Below are 16,958 nucleotides of genomic sequence, written 5' to 3' on the forward strand. Positions count from 1 at the left end.
TCAGCCCGCGGCCTCGCACGCGAGCGCGGTCGCGCGGCGCCGCGCGCCGGGCGCACGGGTGGCGATCCACCCGGTGAGCAGCAGTCCGAGCGCCGTGGGCAGCAGCGCCCAGCCGGGCAGTGCGCGCGGGTCGGCGCCGTGGGCGAGCAGGCTGCTGCCCGCGGCGGCCCCGGCGGCGGACCCGAGGTACATGGCGGCCATCTGGAACGCGACGATCGGCATCGCCTGCTGCGGCCGGTCTGCCGTCAGCGCCTGCTGCAGCGTCGGGACGCTCGCCCATCCCGCCGCGCCCCACAGCGCCGCCGCGACCAGCCACACAGCAGGGGTGGTGAAGACCCAGAGGGCTGCGAAGCCGACCAGCAGCGCGGCGGGCAGCGCGACCAGCAGGGGGCGCGGCCCGACGGCGTCGAGCGCCCGGCCGACCAGCGCCGCGCCGGCGACTCCGCCGATGCCCCACGCCCACACCAGCGCGAAGCCCCAGCCCTGGAGTCCGCGGGCCTCGGCCAGCGGCAGCAGGTAGGTGTAGAGCCCGAGGCTGGCCACGCCGAGGAGGAACGCGGCGGCGACCCCGACGACCGTCCTCGGCGATCGCAGCACCGCGAGGACGGGGCCGCGCGACGCCGGCAGCGGCGGAATCGTCCGCGCCCGGGCCGCCAGCGCGACCATGCTGACCAGGCCGACGGCGACGACCAGGCTCATGGTCCACCGCCAGTTCAGCCGGTCGCCGACGAGCATCCCGATCGGCACTCCGGCGACCGTCCCGGTGGACAGCCCGAAGGTCACCAGGGCCATCGCGCGGCCCCGTTCGTGGTCGGCGGCCATCGCGGTGGCCGTCGCGGTCGCCACCGCCGTGAGCACTCCCGCGCCGGCTCCGGCCAGCACCCGCGAGGCGAGGAACACCTCGATCCCCGGGGAGAGGACGGTCACCAGGTTGCCGAGGTTGAACACCCCCAGCGCGATCAGCAGCGCCGCCGCGGTGCTCCGCCGGATCAGCCACCTCGACAGCAACGGCCCCGACAGCGCGTAGGCCGCCGTGAACGCGGTGACGCCCAGGCCGACCGCCGCCACCGTGGCCCCGAGCGAGTCGGCGATCGACGGCAGCACGCCGGCGAGCACGTACGCGTCCACCCCCAGCGCGGCCGCCGCGGCGACCAGCGGCCACAGCCGGCGGATCACGCGTCCTCCCCCGCCGCCGGGGCTTCCTCGTACCCGGCGAGCACCGTGTCGACCAGCCCGGGGAACCGCCGCTCCAGATCGTCACGCCGGAGCCTGATCATGCACTTGCGCCCTTCGGCCCGGACGAACACCACCCCCGTCTCACGCAGCAGGCCGGTGTGATGCGTGAGCGTCGAACGCGGCAGGTCCGGTCCCAACTCGATGCTGTCCACCTCGCCGCGCTCCGCGAGCATCCGCACCATCGACAACCGCAGCGGCTCGCTCAACGCGAACAGCACACGCGGGATGGCGATCTCGTCGACCTCGGGATGCTCGTACACCCGCGCCGCAGCCATGGGAACCACCTTCGGATCGTGCGAATATTTCCGCACGATAATAGTGCGAGATTTCCCGCACGATCAAGCGGTTCCCCCGATCCGCTCTTCTAACCTGACCGACAGGATTGACAGGTTAGAAGAAAGCGTGCTTGCCTTGCGGTCATCCAACCGGACCAGGAGCCCAAAGGGGTTAGGCATGCATGCCGTGCACCACCGGACCGCCACCGTCGACGGCCATCAGCTCTTCTACCGCGAGGCCGGCCCCGCCGGCGCCCCCGCGATCGTGCTGCTGCACGGCTACCCGACCAGCTCGTTCATGTTCCGCGAGCTGATCCCGCTGCTGGCCGACCGCTACCACGTCGTCGCGCCGGACCACCTCGGCTTCGGGCACTCGGCCGCCCCGAGCGCCGAGGCGTTCGACTACACCTTCGACGCGCTCGCCGAGCTCACCTCCGGACTGCTCGACCAGCTGGGCCTGGACCGCTACGCCCTCTACGTCCAGGACTACGGCGCCCCGATCGGCTGGCGCCTCGCGCTCCGGCACCCCGAGCGGATCACCGCCCTCGTCACGCAGAACGGCAACGGCTACGAGGACGGCTTCGTCGAGCCGTTCTGGCGCGGCCTCTGGGCGTACGGGGCGGACCCCGGCCCCGAGACCGAGCCCGCCGTCCGCACCGCGCTCGACCTCGACGCCATCCGCCGGCAGTACCTGCACGGCGTGCCCGACCCGAGCCTGGTCAGCCCCGACACCTGGGAGCACGACTTCGCCCTGGTCTCCCGCGAGGGCAACGACCGGATCCAGCTCGCCCTGTTCCGCGACTACCGCACCAACCGCCCGCTCTACCCGCTGCTGCACGAATACCTGCGCACCAGCGAGGTCCCGGTGCTCGCCGTGTGGGGCCGCAACGACGAGATCTTCCGCCCCGAGGGCGCCCTGGCCTTCGCCCGCGACGCCAAGGACGCGGAGGTGCACCTGATCGACGGCGGCCACTTCCTGCTGGAGAGCCACCTGCACGTCGTCGCGGGCCACCTGCGCGACTTCCTCGGGCGCGCCCTGGGATAGACCGGGCCGTCGTGGACAACGGCCGGCTGGAGGTCTTCGTGGTGGCCACCGACCGGAGCCTCTACGTCTGCGAGCAGAAGCAGCCCAACTCCGACACCTTCGGCATCTGGTCCTACCAGCAGATGTTCACCTGATATCGCGCCGACGGGGCGGCCCCGGGGGATCACGATCGCGGTCGACGCGACTCGGATCCCCCGGTGCCGCCCTTCCCGTCATATTCCACCCGTTCGAATGAATCTGATGGTCCGTCAGTTTCTTTGCCGCCCGCCTGCCAAGGATGCGGTTCGGTATCCGTTCACGAAAGGGTGATCCGTATGACCGATCCGACCCCGCAGGCCACCGAGGCGATGCTCACCGACATCGCCGCCAACGGCATCTGGGGCGAGGGCCTGGCCCCCAGCGACTCCGTCCTCAGTATCAGCCAGGCCCTGCTGGCGGCGCTGCGCGGCGAGGAGGGATCCCAACTCGCGCCGGAACTGGCCGAGTTGGTGGCCGAGGTCCGAGGGATCGCCACCACCGAGGCCTCCGGCATAGCCGGCGCCGACGGGGTCCGCCTCTCCGGGCTCGCCCTGAAGCTCCGCGACGGCAAGCCGCACCCGGTGGTGATCGTTCCGGCCGGCTGGAACCCGTACGGGTGGCTGCCGTTCCTCTACCTCTACGTCACGCTGGCCCGGAAGGGCTACCACGTCCTCGCCTACACGCCGCGCGGCATCGGCATCAAGGGGTGGGTGTCCACCTCCGAGGGCTTCATCGACGTCGGCGGGCCCAACGACTGGGCGGACGGCGCGCGGGTGATCGACTTCGCGCAGGAGCACTTCGCCCCGAGCGGGATCGGCTTCCTCGGCGAGTCCTACGGCTCCGGGATCAGCCAGCTGGTCGCCGCGCACGACCCGGCCCGCCGGGTCGAGGCCGTGGTCGCGCTCAGCACTTGGGGCAACCTCGCCACCAGCCTGTACGCCAACAACACCCGGCACCTCGCGGCCGTCAACGCGCTGATCGGATTCACCGGCGGCCCGATGGAGGAGAAGTTCGACGAGGAGACCCAGCGGATCCTCAGGAACTTCCTCGCCGGCCAGGAACTGGACGAGGTGGTGGAGTGGGGCACCAGGCGCTCCCCGCAGACCTGGACCGACCGCACCAACGAGCTGGGGATCCCGACCTTCGTCTCCAACACCTGGCACGAGACGCTGTTCCCGGTCGGCCCGGTGATCGAGACGTTCCAGCAGCTCACCGTCCCCAAGCGGCTGAACCTGTGGATCGGCGACCACGGCGCCCCCGAGGGCCCGGGCCTGGCGGGCCTGGCCACCGGGCTGCCCTTCCCGGGGCTGGCGGAGCCGATCCGGGAGGCGTTCGACTGGCTCGACCACCACCTGCTGGGCGCGGACAACGAGGTGCCGCAGTGGCCGCAGGTGGCCACCCAGTCGATGTTCAGCTACCGGACCGTCACCGTCCCCGGCGGCAGCGAGCTGATCGTCGCACCGGCGCGCCGCGAGTTCCACGGCTCCTGGGACGACGTCACCGTCGGCAGCGAGACCTGGTACCTCACCGGCACCGGCGCCACCGCCGACGGCGCGCTGACCGACAAGCAGACCACCGGCTGGTCGCGGGAGTTCGTCGTCGGCGACACGCCCTCGGCCACCGCCGGCGTCCTGCTCAAGACCGGCCAGCAGGAGTGGTACGGCAACCCCAGGCGCTACGAGCTGCCGGCCTTCGAGCGCGAGCAGCTGCTGGTCTGGTCGACCGACCCGCTGACCGCACAGGGCGACGAGCCGGCCCGCCGGATCCGCGGCGCGGCCACGCTGCGGCTCACCGTGCGCAGCTCGGCCTCCTCCGCCACCCTGGTCGCCTATCTGTTCGACGTCGCCCCGGACGGCGCCGCCCGGCTCGTCACCCACGAGCCGTACACCGCCACCGAGTTGGAGCCCGGCACCGACACCGCGGTCGACTGGCAGCTCCAGGCCGCCGCCTACGACCTCCCGGCCGGCCACCGCCTGGCCCTGGTCGTCAACAGCCGCGACCCGCTCTACTCCACCGTGGCCCTCACCGGCGGCACCACCACCGTCAGCGCGCCGGCTTCCCTGGAACTCCCGCTCGGCTGACCCCACCCTCCCCTCTCCCCCGGCCCGCCGCCCCCGGACGGCGGGCCGGCTCCCGCGCGTCGTCCGAGAAGCCGGCGAGGTCCGCAGAGTCGGCGACGGAGGCGAAGTCGGCGACGGAAGCCTCGGCGCGGGTCCGGCGCCTACGCCGCCAGGGACTTCGCGGCGTCGCGGATGACGTCGAGGACGAAGTCCGGGTGGGAGAGCATGGGCACGTGGCTGCTGTCGACGGCGTGGGTCCTGGCGGACATGCGCTCGGCGGCGGCCCGTTCCAGGTCCGGGTGGACCGTGCGGTCGTTGTTGGCGACGATGTACCAGCTCGGCCTGGTGCGCCAGGCGGTGCCGGGCAGCTGCTGGTCGAACAGGTCGGGGACCGGCACGGCGCCCACGGCGCGGACGAGTCGCTGCTCGGCCGGGGGCAGATCGCCGCAGAAGTGGTCGGTGCCCGACTCCTTGAGCCAGATCCGGCCGTGGGCGATGTCGATGTGGTCGAACACGGGGGTGCGGGGGAACTTGTTCTGCTGGTCCTGCGAGGTCTCGTCCTCGTCGGGGCCCAGCGCGGCGATGTAGACCAGGGCGCCCACCCGGTCGTGGACCCCGGCCTTGGTGATCAGCGTCCCGCCGTAGGAGTGGCCGACGAGCACCACCGGGCCGGGCACCCGGTCGATGGAGCGGGTGACGCACGCGACGTCGCTTTCGAGCGAGTCGAGGCCGTGCTGCGAGCTGGAGACCTCGTGCCCCTCGGCCTGGAGGGCGGGGACGAGCTTGTTGAAGCACGACCCGTCGGCCCAGAGTCCGTGGGCGAAGACGATGCTGGGCTTGCCGGCCATGGGGGGTTCCTCGTTTCGTCGCGGCGGGCCATGGCTGTGGCCACACTGAGTGGTCACGCTATGACTCCTCGCGACGCCCCGCGACCGGCCCGGGCGCGCGAACGGGCGCCCGACGCGGGCTGCGGCAGGGCGGACGGCCCCCGGGGAGCCGCTCACCGGCGGGGCTGTCCAGGTGCCGAACGCGGGCGGGACGTCAAGGCTGTGCGCGTCCCCGAACCCGGCTTCCGGCAGTTCGTCCGCGCCGCCCCCGGGGCCGTGGGGGCGGGGGCGAACCGCGGGCGCCGCCGGAGCCTGTCCGACGAGCAATCACCCGACGGCCCCGCCCGGCGCGCCCGCGCCCGGCGGGCGGAGCGCCGGATCACCGGACGGCGGCGGCGGTTTCGGGGGCGGCGCCCCGGTCCACCTCCTCGAACAGCTCCGCGGCCCGCGCGGCGGTGCTCCTGGCCCAGGCCCCGGTACTCAGCAGGCACAGCGCGATGACGGCGAGGCCCAGCCCGAACGAGAGCCACCACACACCGTGCTCTGCCTCGGTGTACGCCGTCCCCCCGCGGGCCGCGGCCGCGCCGACGATCGTTCCGGAGATGCCGACGCCCAGTGTCGTGCCGGTCTGCCGAGCCGCGGAGATCAGCGAGGTGGCCACCCCCGCCATCGAACGGGGCATCCCGGAGACGGCCGTGTTGGTGACCGGCGGGTTGCCCGTGCCGAGGAAGAGCCCGAAGAGCAGGTAGATCGCCAGCACCGCGACCAGCGGGGTGGCGGGCCGCAGCCACAGCGAGGCCAGGCTGCCCAGCGCCAGGGCGGATCCGGAGACCAGCAGCGGGATCTTGGGGCCGTGCGCGCCGACCAGCCGGCCGGTGTACGGGGAGAGCACGGCGATCAGGCCGCCGACCGGCAGCAGGCTCAGCCCGGCGGCCAGCGCGGACATGCCGCGCACGGACTGCAGGTACTGGGTGGTCAGGAACAGGAACGCGCTGAACCCGCACAGCGTGAACACCGCCATCAGGATCGCCGAGCTGAACGGCACGCTGCGGAACAGGCGCAGTTCGAGCAGCGGGTCGGCCCGGCGCGGTTCGTAGGCCAGGATGCCCAGCACGCTCAGCAGGGCGAGGCCGAGCAGGCCGAGGATGAGCGGCGAGCCCCAGCCCAGCCGGCCGGACTCGATGATCGCGTAGACCACGCTGCCCAGCAGCAGGATCATCAGGAGCTGCCCCACCGGGTCGAACCGGCGGGCGCGGGGCGCGCGCGACTCGGGAACGAACAGCGTGGTGAGCACGATCGCACCGGCCACGATCGGCAGGTTGACCCAGAAGATGGCGGGCCAGCCGAAGCCGTCCACCAGGGCGCCGCCGATGATCGGCCCGAGCGCCAGCGACAGGCCGGTGATGGAGCCGAACACCCCGATGGCCTTGGCCCGTTCGGCCGGCTCGGTGAAGACGGTGGCGACGATCGCCAGCGCCACCGGGTTGAGCATGGTGCCGCCGACGCCCTGCAGCGTGCGGGCCGCGATCAGCCAGCCGCTGCTCGGCGCGAGGCCGCACAGCAGCGAGCCGAGCCCGAAGACGGTGAGGCCGACCAGGAAGATCCGCCGGCGGCCGAGCCGGTCGGCGGTGGATCCGGCCAGCATCAGGAAGCTGGCGAGCACCAGGGTGTAGGCGTCGACGGTCCATTGCAGGCCGGACACCGAGGTGTGCAGGTCGGTGCGGATGGTCGGCAGGGCGACGTTGACGATGGAGATGTCCATGACCACGACGAGCACGCTCGCGCAGCAGACCGCCAGCACCAACTGCTTCTGCTTGTGGCTGAGTTCGCCGGCCGCGGCGCGGTTCGCCGCGAGGCTTGAGAGCTTCATGTGACGACGCTACGATTTCGAGCATGCTCGAAGTCAAGGTGCCGATTCCCGACACAGGCCTGACTATCGGCGAGGCCTCCGACCGCACCGGCGTGAGCGTGCACACGCTGCGCTACTACGAACGCGTGGGCCTGGTGGTGTCCCCCGTCGACCGCACCGTCGGCGGGCGCCGGCGCTACCACCAGCTCGATCTGGACTGGATCACGGTCTGCACCAGGCTGCGGGCCACCGGCATGCCCATCAAGACCATCCGGCGCTACGCGGAGCTGGTGACCGCCGGTCCGGGCAACGAGCAGGAGCGCCTCGCGCTGCTGGAGTCCCACTACGCCGATGTGGCCACCCGGATCGCCGAGTTGCAGGACAACCTGAAGATCGTCGACCACAAGATCGACGTCTACCGCGGCCGGCTGGCCGCCGGCGACGCCGACCGGCTGTGGGCCCCGAACCGGCTGGCCGGCCGCTGACGGGCGCCGCCTTCCCAGCTGGCCGGCCGCTGACGGGCGCCGCCTGCCCGGCGGGCCCGGGCGGCAGCGCGGGGCCCCGGAACGACCGTGTCGCACCGGGGCCCGGCGTTCCCGCTCAGCGCTCGCTGTCCAGGAAGGCCATCTGCCACTCCGCGTAGCGCGTACCGGCGACGGCCTCGGCGGGGACGGCCCGCTCAAGGGCCGCGAGGTCCTCGGCGCCGAGCTTGAGGTCGGCGGCGCCCAGCGACTCGGCCAGTTGCGCGCGCGTGCGCGCACCGACGACGGGGACGATGTCCTGCCCCCGCGCGGCCACCCAGGCGATCGCGAGCTGGGCGACGGTGGCCCCCCGCTCCTCGGCCAGCACGCGCAGCTTCTCCACCAGCTCCAGGTTCCGCGGGAGGTTCTCCTGCTGGAAGCGGGGCGCGCGGCTGCGGAAGTCGCGCTCGGTGGTCCGGCGCTCCGCGGTCCAGTGCCCGGACAGCAGGCCGCGCGACAGCACCCCGTACGCGGTGATGCCCACCCCGAGCTCCCGGCAGACCGGCAGGATGGCCTCCTCGATGCCGCGCGAGATCAGCGAGTACTCGATCTGCACATCGGCGATCGGGTGCACCGCGTGCGCGCGCCGCAGCGTCTCCACGCCGACCTCGGACAGGCCGATGTGGCGCACGTAGCCCGCCTGGACCATCTCCGAGATCGCGCCGACGGTCTCCTCGATCGGCACGTTCGGGTCCACCCGCGCCGGACGGTAGATGTCGACGTGGTCCGTGCGCAGCCGCTTCAGCGTGTACGAGAGGAAGTTCCACAGGGCGTCGGGCCGGCAGTCGAAGCCGCTCCAGTGCCCGTCGGGCCTGCGCAGCCCGCCGGTCTTCACGCTGATCTGCACATCGTCGCGGTCGCGGGTGCGCAGCGCCTCGTGGATCAGCAGCTCGTTGTGGCCCATGCCGTAGACGTCACCGGTGTCCAGCAGGGTGACCCCGGCGTCCAGCGCGGCGTGGATCGTGGCGACGCTCTCCGCCTCGTCCGCCGGGCCGTAGTTGTCCGACATGCCCAGACAGCCCAGGCTCAGCTTCGAGACCTCAGGGCCCTGCGACCCCAACCTTCGTGTCTCCACGTCGACCTCCTCGTCCTCGTCCACAACGGCTTCTCGTGCCCGGTGCGACCCTAGGGAGCCGGGTTAGAAGATCCCTCAAGCCCCGCTGCACAGGGCCGCGGCCGGCGCCCGCCCTTCCACTCCCCCTTGAGTGCCGCTAGAGCGGCACGGGACAGCATGACGCCATGTCAACCACCCTCCGCCATGCGGAACTCCAGGTAGAGGTACAGGACTTCTACGCCCGCCAGGTCCGTCTGCAGAACGAGGGACGGGCGGAGGAATGGGCCGCCACCTTCACCGAGGACGCCCGGCTCACGCACGAGCCGGAGGACGCCGTGGTCCACCGCGTCGGGAAGGGCGCGTTCACCGGCCGGGCCGAACTCGCCGCGACCATGCGGGGGCTGAACAAGAAGCTCGCCGACGCCCGGATCCGGCAGCGGCACCTCTACACCATGCTGCTGGTCGACGAACGCGACGACGGAACGGTCGAGGCGAGCTACTACACGCTGGTGTTCAGGATCAGTCCCGGCCAGAAGCCCGCACCGGAGGTGAGCTGCCCCACCACCGACGTGCTCGTGCGCGGCGACGACGGGAAGCTCCGGGTCCGCTCGCGCACCATCGGCCACGACGAGCGCCCCTGGGAACAGCCGTGCTGAACCCGCACGTCGCCCTCGACCGTCCGTCCCCCGCCGCCGGCCGGGTCCGGCCGGCCGGCTTCCGCCCCGACATCCAGGCACTGCGCGCCCTGGCCGTGTCGATCGTCGTCCTCAACCACCTGTGGCCGACCCGGCTCACCGGCGGCTACGTCGGCGTCGACGTCTTCTTCGTCATCTCGGGCTACCTGATCAGCGCGCACCTCCTGCGGGAGATCGAGAGCACCGGACGCATCGGGATCGCCCGGTTCTACGCGCGCCGGGTGCGCCGCCTGCTGCCCGCCGCGTTCCTGGTGCTGATCGGCGTCGTCGCCGCCGCGTTCCTCGTCGTCCCGCACGAGCGCTGGGCCGCCTACGGCCACGAGGTGATGGCCGGCGCGCTGTACTGGGAGAACTGGCTGCTCACGGCCGAGTTCTGGTCGCGTCCGGTCGACTTCACCGCGTTGACCGCGGTGAGCAGCTACTGGTCGCTGTCGGTGGAGGAGCAGTTCTACCTGTGCTGGCCGGTGGTGCTGCTGCTGTTGTTCCGGATCCGATCGCTGCGGGCGCGGTGGGCGAGCGTCGCAGCCGTGGGACTGGCCTCGCTGGCCGGGTGCGTCTACCTGACGGCGGTGGACCGGGGGCCGGCGTACTTCGTCACGCCGATCCGGGTGTGGGAGTTCGTGATCGGCGCGCTGGTGGCGCTGGGCGGGCAGCGGCTCGTCCTGCCGCGGGCCGCCGCGCAGGCGGCCTCGCTGCTCGGCTTCGCAGCGATCATCGGCTCGGCGGTGCTGTTCACCGGCGCGACCGAGTTCCCCGGCGCCGTCGCCCTGATCCCGACGGTGGGCGCCGGACTGGTCATCGCCGCCGGCACCGGGCCGGGACGGCAGTGGCACACCGCGGTGACGTCGTCGGCGCCGGTGCAACTGCTGGGCGGCATCAGCTACTCGCTGTACCTGTGGCACTGGCCGCTGGTCGTGCTGGTGCCGCTCACCCTGCCCGGCGACGCACTGACCCTCTCCGCCCGGCTCGGCATCCTGGGCGTGTCACTGGTACTGGCGTACCTGTCGACGCGACTGGTCGAGGACCCCGTCCGCAGCTGGCCCCGCCTCGCCCGCGACGTCCGGCTCACCTTCGCCGGCATGGCCGCCGGGATGGCCGCGGTCTGCCTGGCGGCCGCCGGCCTGCTGCTGGCCTGAAACGGCACCGGGCATGCGCCCGCGCCGGGTCGCGACACGCCTTCGGCCGGTCCCGACCACCGCTGCACCGCGCCACCGCACCATCGGGCACGCAGTGTCCACCGAAGCGGACCACCACCATCGAGGAGCTGTGATGAGCAACGACGTCCCGCTGACCCATTCGTTGATCGGCGACCGGCCCGAGGAGACCGTGGTGCTGACCGACGCCATGGTCAAGGAGCCGATCTACATGATCAACTGCTTCTCCGTTCCGGCGGGCCAGGGCGACCTGTTCCTGGAGCGCTGGAAGGACAACGTCCAGGCCATGGCCAAGCAGCCGGGCTTCATCCGCTCGCGGATGTTCCGCTCACTGGACCCGAACGCCATGGTCAGCTTCATCAACTTCGCCTGGTGGGGCAGCGGCGAGGCGCTCCACGAGGCCCGCAAGAACCCGGAATGGCGGGCGGCCGTCCAACGCATGCTGGACGACGAGAAGCTCCAGGTCACCCCGCGCCCGATGGTGTACGTCCCGGCCATGGTCGTGGAGGCCGGCGAGGAACTCTAGGAGCCCGCTTCCCCGGCCCCGGCCCGCAGGGCCGGGAGGTAGGCGCCGGCCTGGCCGGCTGCGGTGGGGTGGAAGGACTGGCCGATGGGCCAGTTCAGGGCACGCAGCCAGGGGTCGGCGTCGCAGAGGCGGTGGCCGGCGAAGCGGTCGGTGACGTCCTGGTGGACGAAGCCGGGGCGGTCGGCGACCGCGGTCCGGATGACGCTGTTGAGCACCTCGGCGCCCTCGTTGAGGGCGGCCCGCTTGGTGCGGCCGATGCCCGGGCAGAGCGGCACGGACAGGTCGAAGAACGCGGGGTAGCCGAGCACCACGACCCGGGCGTTGGCGGCCCGGGCACGGATCGCCGTGTAGAGCGCGTCCAGCCGGCCGGGGAGTACGGTCCGGGCGGTCGCCTCGGCCGAGGCGACCGCGTCCAGGCAGGCTGAGTCGCTGCCCAGCAGGCAGGTGCCCAGCACGCCCTTCAGGTCGAGGTCGTTGCCGCCGATGGTCAGGCTGACCAGGGTGGTCGAGGCGTCGAGCGGTCCGAGTTGCCCGTCGAGCACGGCGGCCGTGTCGGCGCCGCCGCACGCCTGGAAGTCGAACGAGGCGGGTGCGACGGCCTGCGCGTACAGGTACGGGTAGGACTTGGTGCTCCGGTTGCAGCTGTCGAGGTACGTGCTGGACGAGCCGCCGCCGGCGGAGTACGAGTCGCCGAGGGCGACGTAGTGCACGTCGGCGGCGTGCGCGTTCCCTCCGGAGAGGCCGGCGGTCGCCAGCAGCGCGGCCGCGAGCACCGCGGAACGGAGACGGGGGCGGGGCATCTCTTCCTCCTGGAGTGGTCAGTCTCTTTCCGGCGACGACGGCGTGCGGGCGCAGCGGAAGCCGGTGTGGCCGCTGGAGCTGTCGGGGGTGTTGGCGCTGCGGGCGGCGACCCGGTAGCGGTTGCAGTAGGACTTGTGGCACAGGTGCGAGCCGCCCCGGATAACGCGGGCCGAACCGGCTTGCGGGCCAAGGGGGTTGACGAGGGGGCGGGCGGTCGGGTGGGCGGTGGTCCACCAGTCGGCGCACCACTCCCAGACGTTGCCGGCGGTGTTGTACAGGCCGAAGCCGTTCGGGGCGAAGGCGTCGACCGGGGCGGTGCCGCGGTAGCCGTCGGTCGCGGTGTTCCTGGTCGGGAAGGTGCCGCGCCAGATGTTGCAGCGGTGGGCACCGTCCGGGTCGAGTTCGTCGCCCCACGGGTAGCGGGCCTGTTCGAGGCCGCCCCGGGCGGCGTACTCCCACTCGGCCTCGGTGGGCAGCCGCTTGCCGGCCCAACTCGCGTACGCGGCGGCGTCGTTCCAGGAGACGTGGACCACCGGGTGGTCGGCCCGGTCGGCGAGGTCGCTGCCCTCGCCCTCGGGCCGGTCCCAGGCGGCGCCCCGGACGCCGCACCACCACGGGGTCCGTTCGGGCCGTGGCGATGCGCGGCGCAGCGCCGCGGGCAGGAAGCCGGCGAACACGTAGGACCAGCCGAGGCGTTCGGCTTCGGTGCGGTGGCCGGTGTCGGCGACGAACGCGGCGAACTGCTCGTTGGTGACCGCCCGGGTGTCGATCAGGAACGGGTCCAGCCGCACCGGTCGGACCGGCCCCTCGCCGTCGGCCGGGAAGCCCTCGCGGTCGTCGCTGCCCATCAGGAACTCGCCGCCGGGCAGCAGCACCATGCTGTCGTCGGGGCGGAACTCCCGGGCAGGAAGGGCGAGTTCGAGGAGCGGCGGCTCGCCGTGGCCGCGCGAGGGCGTGCAGCAGGGGGCGGGGGTCGGGTGCATGGCGCCTCCAGGGCGGGACGGGTCAGGCGAGGGCTTCGGAGCGGCGCCGGTCGAGTTGGCGCTGCACCCGCTCCACGTCCTTGGCGTAGCTGAGGTGGAGGAGCGTCAGGAACGCTCCGTTGACGGCCATCAGGATCACGAGGACCGCCAGGAAGACCGGCCGCAGGCCGATCCGTTCGCCCACCAGGCCCGCGCCCAGGCCGAACACCGCCCAGGCGATCGCCTCGAAGATCGAGACGTAGAGGGTGAAAGCGGCGGCGCGCAGCTCGGGAGGGGTGATCGCCATGACCATCGGCCGGTTGACCCCGGGGTTGACGCCCTGGGAGAGGCCCATCAGGCCGAACAGCAGGGCGTAGGCGCCGATGCCGTCGTAGTGCACCTGGGTACCGAGGAACGCCAGTGCGGCGAAGGCGAATTGGGCGGCCTGGAGCACCGCGGGCAGGCCGTGGCGCGGGCTGCGGCGGCCCGCCCAGTCGGAGAGGAACCCGCCGAGCAGGGTGCCGGCGACGTACCCGAGCCCCAGCGGCATCAGTACCAGGGCGGCCCGCTGGGTGGTGAAGCCGAACTCGTCGACCAGGTAGACCACCGCGAACGAGCCGAGCAGCAGGTGCCCGGACAGCAGCCGGGAGCCCAGCAGCACCAGGAAGCTCGGGATCCGCAGCAGTCGGCCGGCCGCCGCGAGGGTGAGCCGCTGTCCGCCCGCGCGGGCGGCGGGGTCCAGGTCGGCGAGCTGTCGCTCGGACGCTCCCCGGCCCGGGTCGCGCAGGCGCAGCCACAGCAGCAGCCCCACCAGGACGTTGAGGACGCCGAAGCCCCACAGCCCCCACCGCCAGCCGTCCCGCACCCCGGCCAGCTGCGCGATCAGCGGGCCGAGCACCGCGCCGACCAGCGCCACCGCGCCGTAGAGGACACCGACCGCCCGCCCCCGCGAGGGCCCGTCGAACAGGTCGCCGAGGATCTCCGAGACCAGCGGCTGGGCGGCGGCGTACCCGGCGGCCAACACCGTGGTGAACAAAAGCAGTTGGCCGAAGCTCGTGGAGAATCCGGCGGCCACGCCCCAGATCCCCCACAGGCCGGTGGCCAGCACCAGCACGTTCTTCCGGGAGTAGCGCTGTGCCGCCCACACCCACATCGGCGCGGCGACCACGTGGACCAGCTTCCCGGCGGCGGTGAGGATGCCGAGCGCGCCGAGGCCGAGGCCCAGCGCCTGCCGGATCACCGGGAACAGGCCGGTCACCAGCCCGGCCTCGGTGCCGTCGACCAGCAGGGTGCCGCCCAGCAGGGAGAGTTGGGACCACCGGCCGGCGACCTGCGGAGCGTCCGCCGCCGGCGGGGAGGTTCTCGGGCCGTTGTCGACGAGCTCGGACACGCGTCGTCCTTTCATGGTGTCGTTGCGGGGAGGAGGGTCTTCGCCACCGGCTCGGCGCGCGTCGCGGCTCGGAGCGCCGCTGACCTGCTGCTCCGGGGTGTTCGGGGGCTCAGAGCGCCGCGAGCTCCTCGGCGACCTGGTGCAGGGCGCCGGAGGGCAGCCGGCCGCCGGCCAGGGCGGCGACGTCGATCAGCGGCGTGGACCGCAGGAACTGCAGGAACTCCGAGTCGAGGAAGCCCGGCAGGTAGCGGCGCAGCACCTCGGCCGCGACCGGGTCGGAGATCAGCGCGCCCACCGGCGTGCGCAGCGACAGCCGTCCCTGCGGGAACCCCTCCGGGCGGGGCAGCGGCTCGGCGAACCGCTCGGCCTGCTCGCGCTGCGCGCGCACCAGCAGGTGCTCCTCGGTCACCGGCCCGTCGGCCGGCAGGCCGAGGCGCAGGTACTGGCTCGGCGGGGCGTCGGTCTCCCGCAGCAGGTCGACCAGCAGGCCGGCCATCCGCAGTTCGGCCGCGTCGTCGACCAGCGGGGTGCGCTGCCTGGGGTCGCTCTCCAGGTCGAACAGCAGGGTGCCCTGGTGGTACGGGTTGAGGAAGGTGCGTCCGGGGGCGCGCAGGGTGCGCACGTTCTTGGTGAAGTCGAACGGCTCGGCCAGCTCCAGGTCGGCCAGTTCGGCGGGGGTGAAGCGGCCGCGCATGTGCGTGGGCATCAGCGTGTGCTCGTACAGCGGCGCGTTGTCGGGCGAGACGGGGGCCCGCATGTAGACGTACCGGCCGTCGGTGACGTTGACGTGGCCGCCGTGCGCGCCGAACAGCGCGGCCCGCCGGACCGGGGCGTCGGTGGCGAGCGGCAGCGGCTGCCCCTGCACGTCGGCCGGACGCTCGACGCCGAAGTACTCCAGCAGGGTGGGCGCCAGGTCGATGGTCTGGACGAGGGCCGAGCGGCGCTCGCCGGCCGCGCCGACCCGCGGGTCCCAGACGAACAGCGGCAGGTGGACCAGCTCGTTGTACCAGGGCTGGACCATCTTGCCCCACCAGCCCCGGTCGCCGAGCAGCAGGCCGTGGTCGGTGTTGACGATCAGGAGGGTGTCGTCCCACAGGTTCTGCTCGTCCATCAGGTCGAGCACCCGTCCCAGCGAGTGGTCGCACATCGACAGCAGCGCCGCGTACTCGTAGCGGGCGTGCGCCACCTGCTCGTCGGTCTCCACCACCCGCTTGTAGTCGGGCCAGTCGAAGTGCGGGCCGTCGTAGTCGTGCGGGTAGAGGTCCTTGTAGCGCTGGTGGCTGAAGAACGGCTCGTGCGGGTCGAAGGTCTCGATCTGGACGAACCAGCGGTCGGCGTCCCGGTTGGCGCGGACGAAGTCGAGGCCGGCGTCGAAGGTGAGGGTCTGCGGGTGCTTGGCCTCGGTGTCCAGGTGCTGCCGGTTGATCCAGTCCTGCCGGAAGGAGTCGAAGCGCAGCTTCTTCAGGCTGTCCGGGATCTGCGGGTCGGCGACCTGGCCCTTCCACGGGTCGCCCTCCTGGCCGCGGAAGAACTCCCAGGTGTTGTACCGGCCGTGGTAGGTGGCGCCGCCGTCCTCCCAGTAGTGCGGGTGGTCGCTGACCAGGTGGGTGTAGACGCCGTTCTGCTTGAGCAGCTCCGGCATCGAGTCGTCGAACGGCTCCAGCGGGCCCCAGCTGCGGTGCAGGAAGTTGTACCGGCCGGTGTGCAGCTCGCGGCGGGCCGGCATGCACGGCAGCGAACCCGCCCAGGCGTTGTCGAACGTCGCCGTGCGCTCCGCCAGGCGGGCGAAGTTCGGCGCGTGCGTCCAGTCGCCCCCGTACGGCGGCAGCAGGTGCCGGTTGAGGCTGTCGAACATCACCATGATCGCCTTCATCGGGCGCTCCCCTCCTCGGCGGCGCCGGCCGCCGGGTTCCAGTCCTCAAGACGCCGCAGCGTCTCCTCCAGCCACTCCACCCACCGGTCGACCGCCCCGGCGCCGTACCGGTGCAGCTGCTCGCCGATCTCGCGGGCCAGCGCCTGGTCGAGCTCGGGCAGCGGGTCCTCGAAGCGCAGCGTGCGGTCGCGGTGCCGGTTGCGGGCGATCTGCTCACGGCGGTAGTCGAGTTCGGTGCGGACCAGGGCGATCGCCGCGGCCCGGTCCAGGGCGGCGGCGAACGCGAACCGGGCCAGGAAGTCGGCGTCCTGGAAGCGGCTGGTCGGCCGGTACGGCGAGCGCACCCACGCCAGCAGCGCGTCCCGCCCGACCGGGGTGAGCCGGTACACCTTCGCGTCCGGCCGGCCCTCGCGCGGGTCGACCTCGTAGACCACCCAGCCGTCGGCGACCATCCGCCCCAACAGCCGGTAGATCTGGCTGTGATGGGCCCGCGACCGCAGGAACTGCCCCTCGGTCTCCACCCACCGGCCCAGGTCGTACCCGCTCAGCGGCCGTCCGGCCAGCAGACCCAGAAGCACATACTCGAACTGCATCGGCCATCCCTATGTGCAGATTGACATAGGTGAACCGTCCCCGCGGGGCCGCCGGCCGGTCAAGGCATCCGGCCCACGC

The 16,958-nt window shown here is 72.7% G+C and carries 17 protein-coding genes; 7 read left to right on the plus strand and 10 right to left on the minus strand.

What is annotated here, in order from left to right:
• A complete protein-coding gene (locus tag ACWEMJ_RS21460) occupies positions 1-1,176 on the minus strand; it encodes an MFS transporter (protein ID WP_452138679.1) in 1,176 nt (391 codons plus the stop codon).
• Positions 1,173-1,511 (minus strand): ArsR/SmtB family transcription factor, encoded by a 339-nt coding sequence (locus ACWEMJ_RS21465; protein WP_452138680.1) that lies wholly within the window; start codon positions 1,509-1,511, stop codon positions 1,173-1,175. Before ACWEMJ_RS21465 ends, ACWEMJ_RS21460 begins: the two co-directional genes overlap by 4 nt.
• Before the next feature lie 178 nt (positions 1,512-1,689).
• Between ACWEMJ_RS21465 and ACWEMJ_RS21470 the strand changes: the two genes are divergently transcribed.
• The 3 genes from ACWEMJ_RS21470 to ACWEMJ_RS21480 all read left to right on the plus strand — a co-directional run bounded on the left by ACWEMJ_RS21470 (position 1,690) and on the right by ACWEMJ_RS21480 (position 4,655).
• Positions 1,690-2,556 (plus strand): alpha/beta fold hydrolase, encoded by an 867-nt coding sequence (locus tag ACWEMJ_RS21470; protein WP_452138681.1) that lies wholly within the window; start codon positions 1,690-1,692, stop codon positions 2,554-2,556.
• Positions 2,557-2,567: 11 nt separating this feature from the next.
• Complete coding sequence (locus ACWEMJ_RS21475; protein WP_452138682.1) at positions 2,568-2,690, plus strand: hypothetical protein; 123 nt, start codon at positions 2,568-2,570, stop codon at positions 2,688-2,690.
• Between the two features lie 180 nt (positions 2,691-2,870).
• Complete coding sequence (locus ACWEMJ_RS21480) at positions 2,871-4,655, plus strand: CocE/NonD family hydrolase C-terminal non-catalytic domain-containing protein (RefSeq protein WP_452138683.1); 1,785 nt, start codon at positions 2,871-2,873, stop codon at positions 4,653-4,655.
• A 140-nt stretch (positions 4,656-4,795) separates the two neighbouring features.
• On the opposite strand, the gene ACWEMJ_RS21485 is transcribed toward ACWEMJ_RS21480, so the two are convergent.
• Both ACWEMJ_RS21485 and ACWEMJ_RS21490 read right to left on the minus strand, forming a co-directional pair.
• Positions 4,796-5,482: an alpha/beta fold hydrolase gene (locus tag ACWEMJ_RS21485; RefSeq protein ID WP_452138684.1), complete on the minus strand. Its 687-nt coding sequence runs from the start codon at positions 5,480-5,482 to the stop codon at positions 4,796-4,798.
• A gap of 358 nt (positions 5,483-5,840) precedes the next feature.
• The gene (locus ACWEMJ_RS21490) at positions 5,841-7,331 is read right to left on the minus strand and encodes an MFS transporter (protein ID WP_452138685.1); all 1,491 of its coding nucleotides are present in this window, start codon (positions 7,329-7,331) and stop codon (positions 5,841-5,843) included.
• Positions 7,332-7,354: 23 nt separating this feature from the next.
• Here ACWEMJ_RS21490 and ACWEMJ_RS21495 point away from each other — a divergent pair, with 23 nt between their 5' ends.
• Positions 7,355-7,795 carry a MerR family transcriptional regulator gene (locus ACWEMJ_RS21495; protein WP_452138686.1) on the plus strand — a complete coding sequence of 147 codons (441 nt, stop codon included), beginning with the start codon at positions 7,355-7,357 and terminating at the stop codon, positions 7,793-7,795.
• Between the two features lie 115 nt (positions 7,796-7,910).
• On the opposite strand, the gene ACWEMJ_RS21500 is transcribed toward ACWEMJ_RS21495, so the two are convergent.
• The gene (locus ACWEMJ_RS21500; RefSeq protein WP_452138706.1) at positions 7,911-8,906 is read right to left on the minus strand and encodes an aldo/keto reductase; all 996 of its coding nucleotides are present in this window, start codon (positions 8,904-8,906) and stop codon (positions 7,911-7,913) included.
• Between the two features lie 164 nt (positions 8,907-9,070).
• Between ACWEMJ_RS21500 and ACWEMJ_RS21505 the strand changes: the two genes are divergently transcribed.
• The 3 genes from ACWEMJ_RS21505 to ACWEMJ_RS21515 all read left to right on the plus strand — a co-directional run bounded on the left by ACWEMJ_RS21505 (position 9,071) and on the right by ACWEMJ_RS21515 (position 11,260).
• Entirely contained in the window at positions 9,071-9,541 is a 471-nt protein-coding gene (locus ACWEMJ_RS21505; RefSeq protein ID WP_452138687.1) for a nuclear transport factor 2 family protein, read from the plus strand.
• Positions 9,535-10,716 carry an acyltransferase family protein gene (locus ACWEMJ_RS21510; protein WP_452138688.1) on the plus strand — a complete coding sequence of 394 codons (1,182 nt, stop codon included), beginning with the start codon at positions 9,535-9,537 and terminating at the stop codon, positions 10,714-10,716. The genes ACWEMJ_RS21505 and ACWEMJ_RS21510 overlap by 7 nt, the downstream gene beginning before the upstream one ends.
• A 133-nt stretch (positions 10,717-10,849) precedes the next feature.
• Complete coding sequence (locus ACWEMJ_RS21515) at positions 10,850-11,260, plus strand: antibiotic biosynthesis monooxygenase family protein (RefSeq protein ID WP_452138689.1); 411 nt, start codon at positions 10,850-10,852, stop codon at positions 11,258-11,260.
• On the opposite strand, the gene ACWEMJ_RS21520 is transcribed toward ACWEMJ_RS21515, so the two are convergent.
• The 5 genes from ACWEMJ_RS21520 to ACWEMJ_RS21540 form a co-directional block, all read right to left on the minus strand.
• Entirely contained in the window at positions 11,257-12,060 is an 804-nt protein-coding gene (locus tag ACWEMJ_RS21520; RefSeq protein WP_452138690.1) for an SGNH/GDSL hydrolase family protein, read from the minus strand. The genes ACWEMJ_RS21515 and ACWEMJ_RS21520 overlap by 4 nt on opposite strands.
• Before the next feature lie 18 nt (positions 12,061-12,078).
• On the minus strand, positions 12,079-13,044 hold the full coding sequence (locus ACWEMJ_RS21525) for a formylglycine-generating enzyme family protein (RefSeq protein ID WP_452138691.1): 966 nt from the start codon (positions 13,042-13,044) through the stop codon (positions 12,079-12,081).
• Between the two features lie 22 nt (positions 13,045-13,066).
• Complete coding sequence (locus ACWEMJ_RS21530) at positions 13,067-14,413, minus strand: MFS transporter (RefSeq protein ID WP_452138692.1); 1,347 nt, start codon at positions 14,411-14,413, stop codon at positions 13,067-13,069.
• A 109-nt stretch (positions 14,414-14,522) separates the two neighbouring features.
• Positions 14,523-16,286, minus strand: coding sequence for a sulfatase (locus tag ACWEMJ_RS21535; RefSeq protein ID WP_452138693.1), 1,764 nt, complete (start codon positions 16,284-16,286; stop codon positions 14,523-14,525).
• Positions 16,283-16,879, minus strand: a complete 597-nt coding sequence (locus ACWEMJ_RS21540; protein WP_452138694.1) for a PadR family transcriptional regulator — start codon at positions 16,877-16,879, stop codon at positions 16,283-16,285. Before ACWEMJ_RS21540 ends, ACWEMJ_RS21535 begins: the two co-directional genes overlap by 4 nt.
• Positions 16,880-16,958: the final 79 nt, after the last annotated feature.

The organism is Kitasatospora sp. NPDC004531 (genome assembly GCF_053602195.1).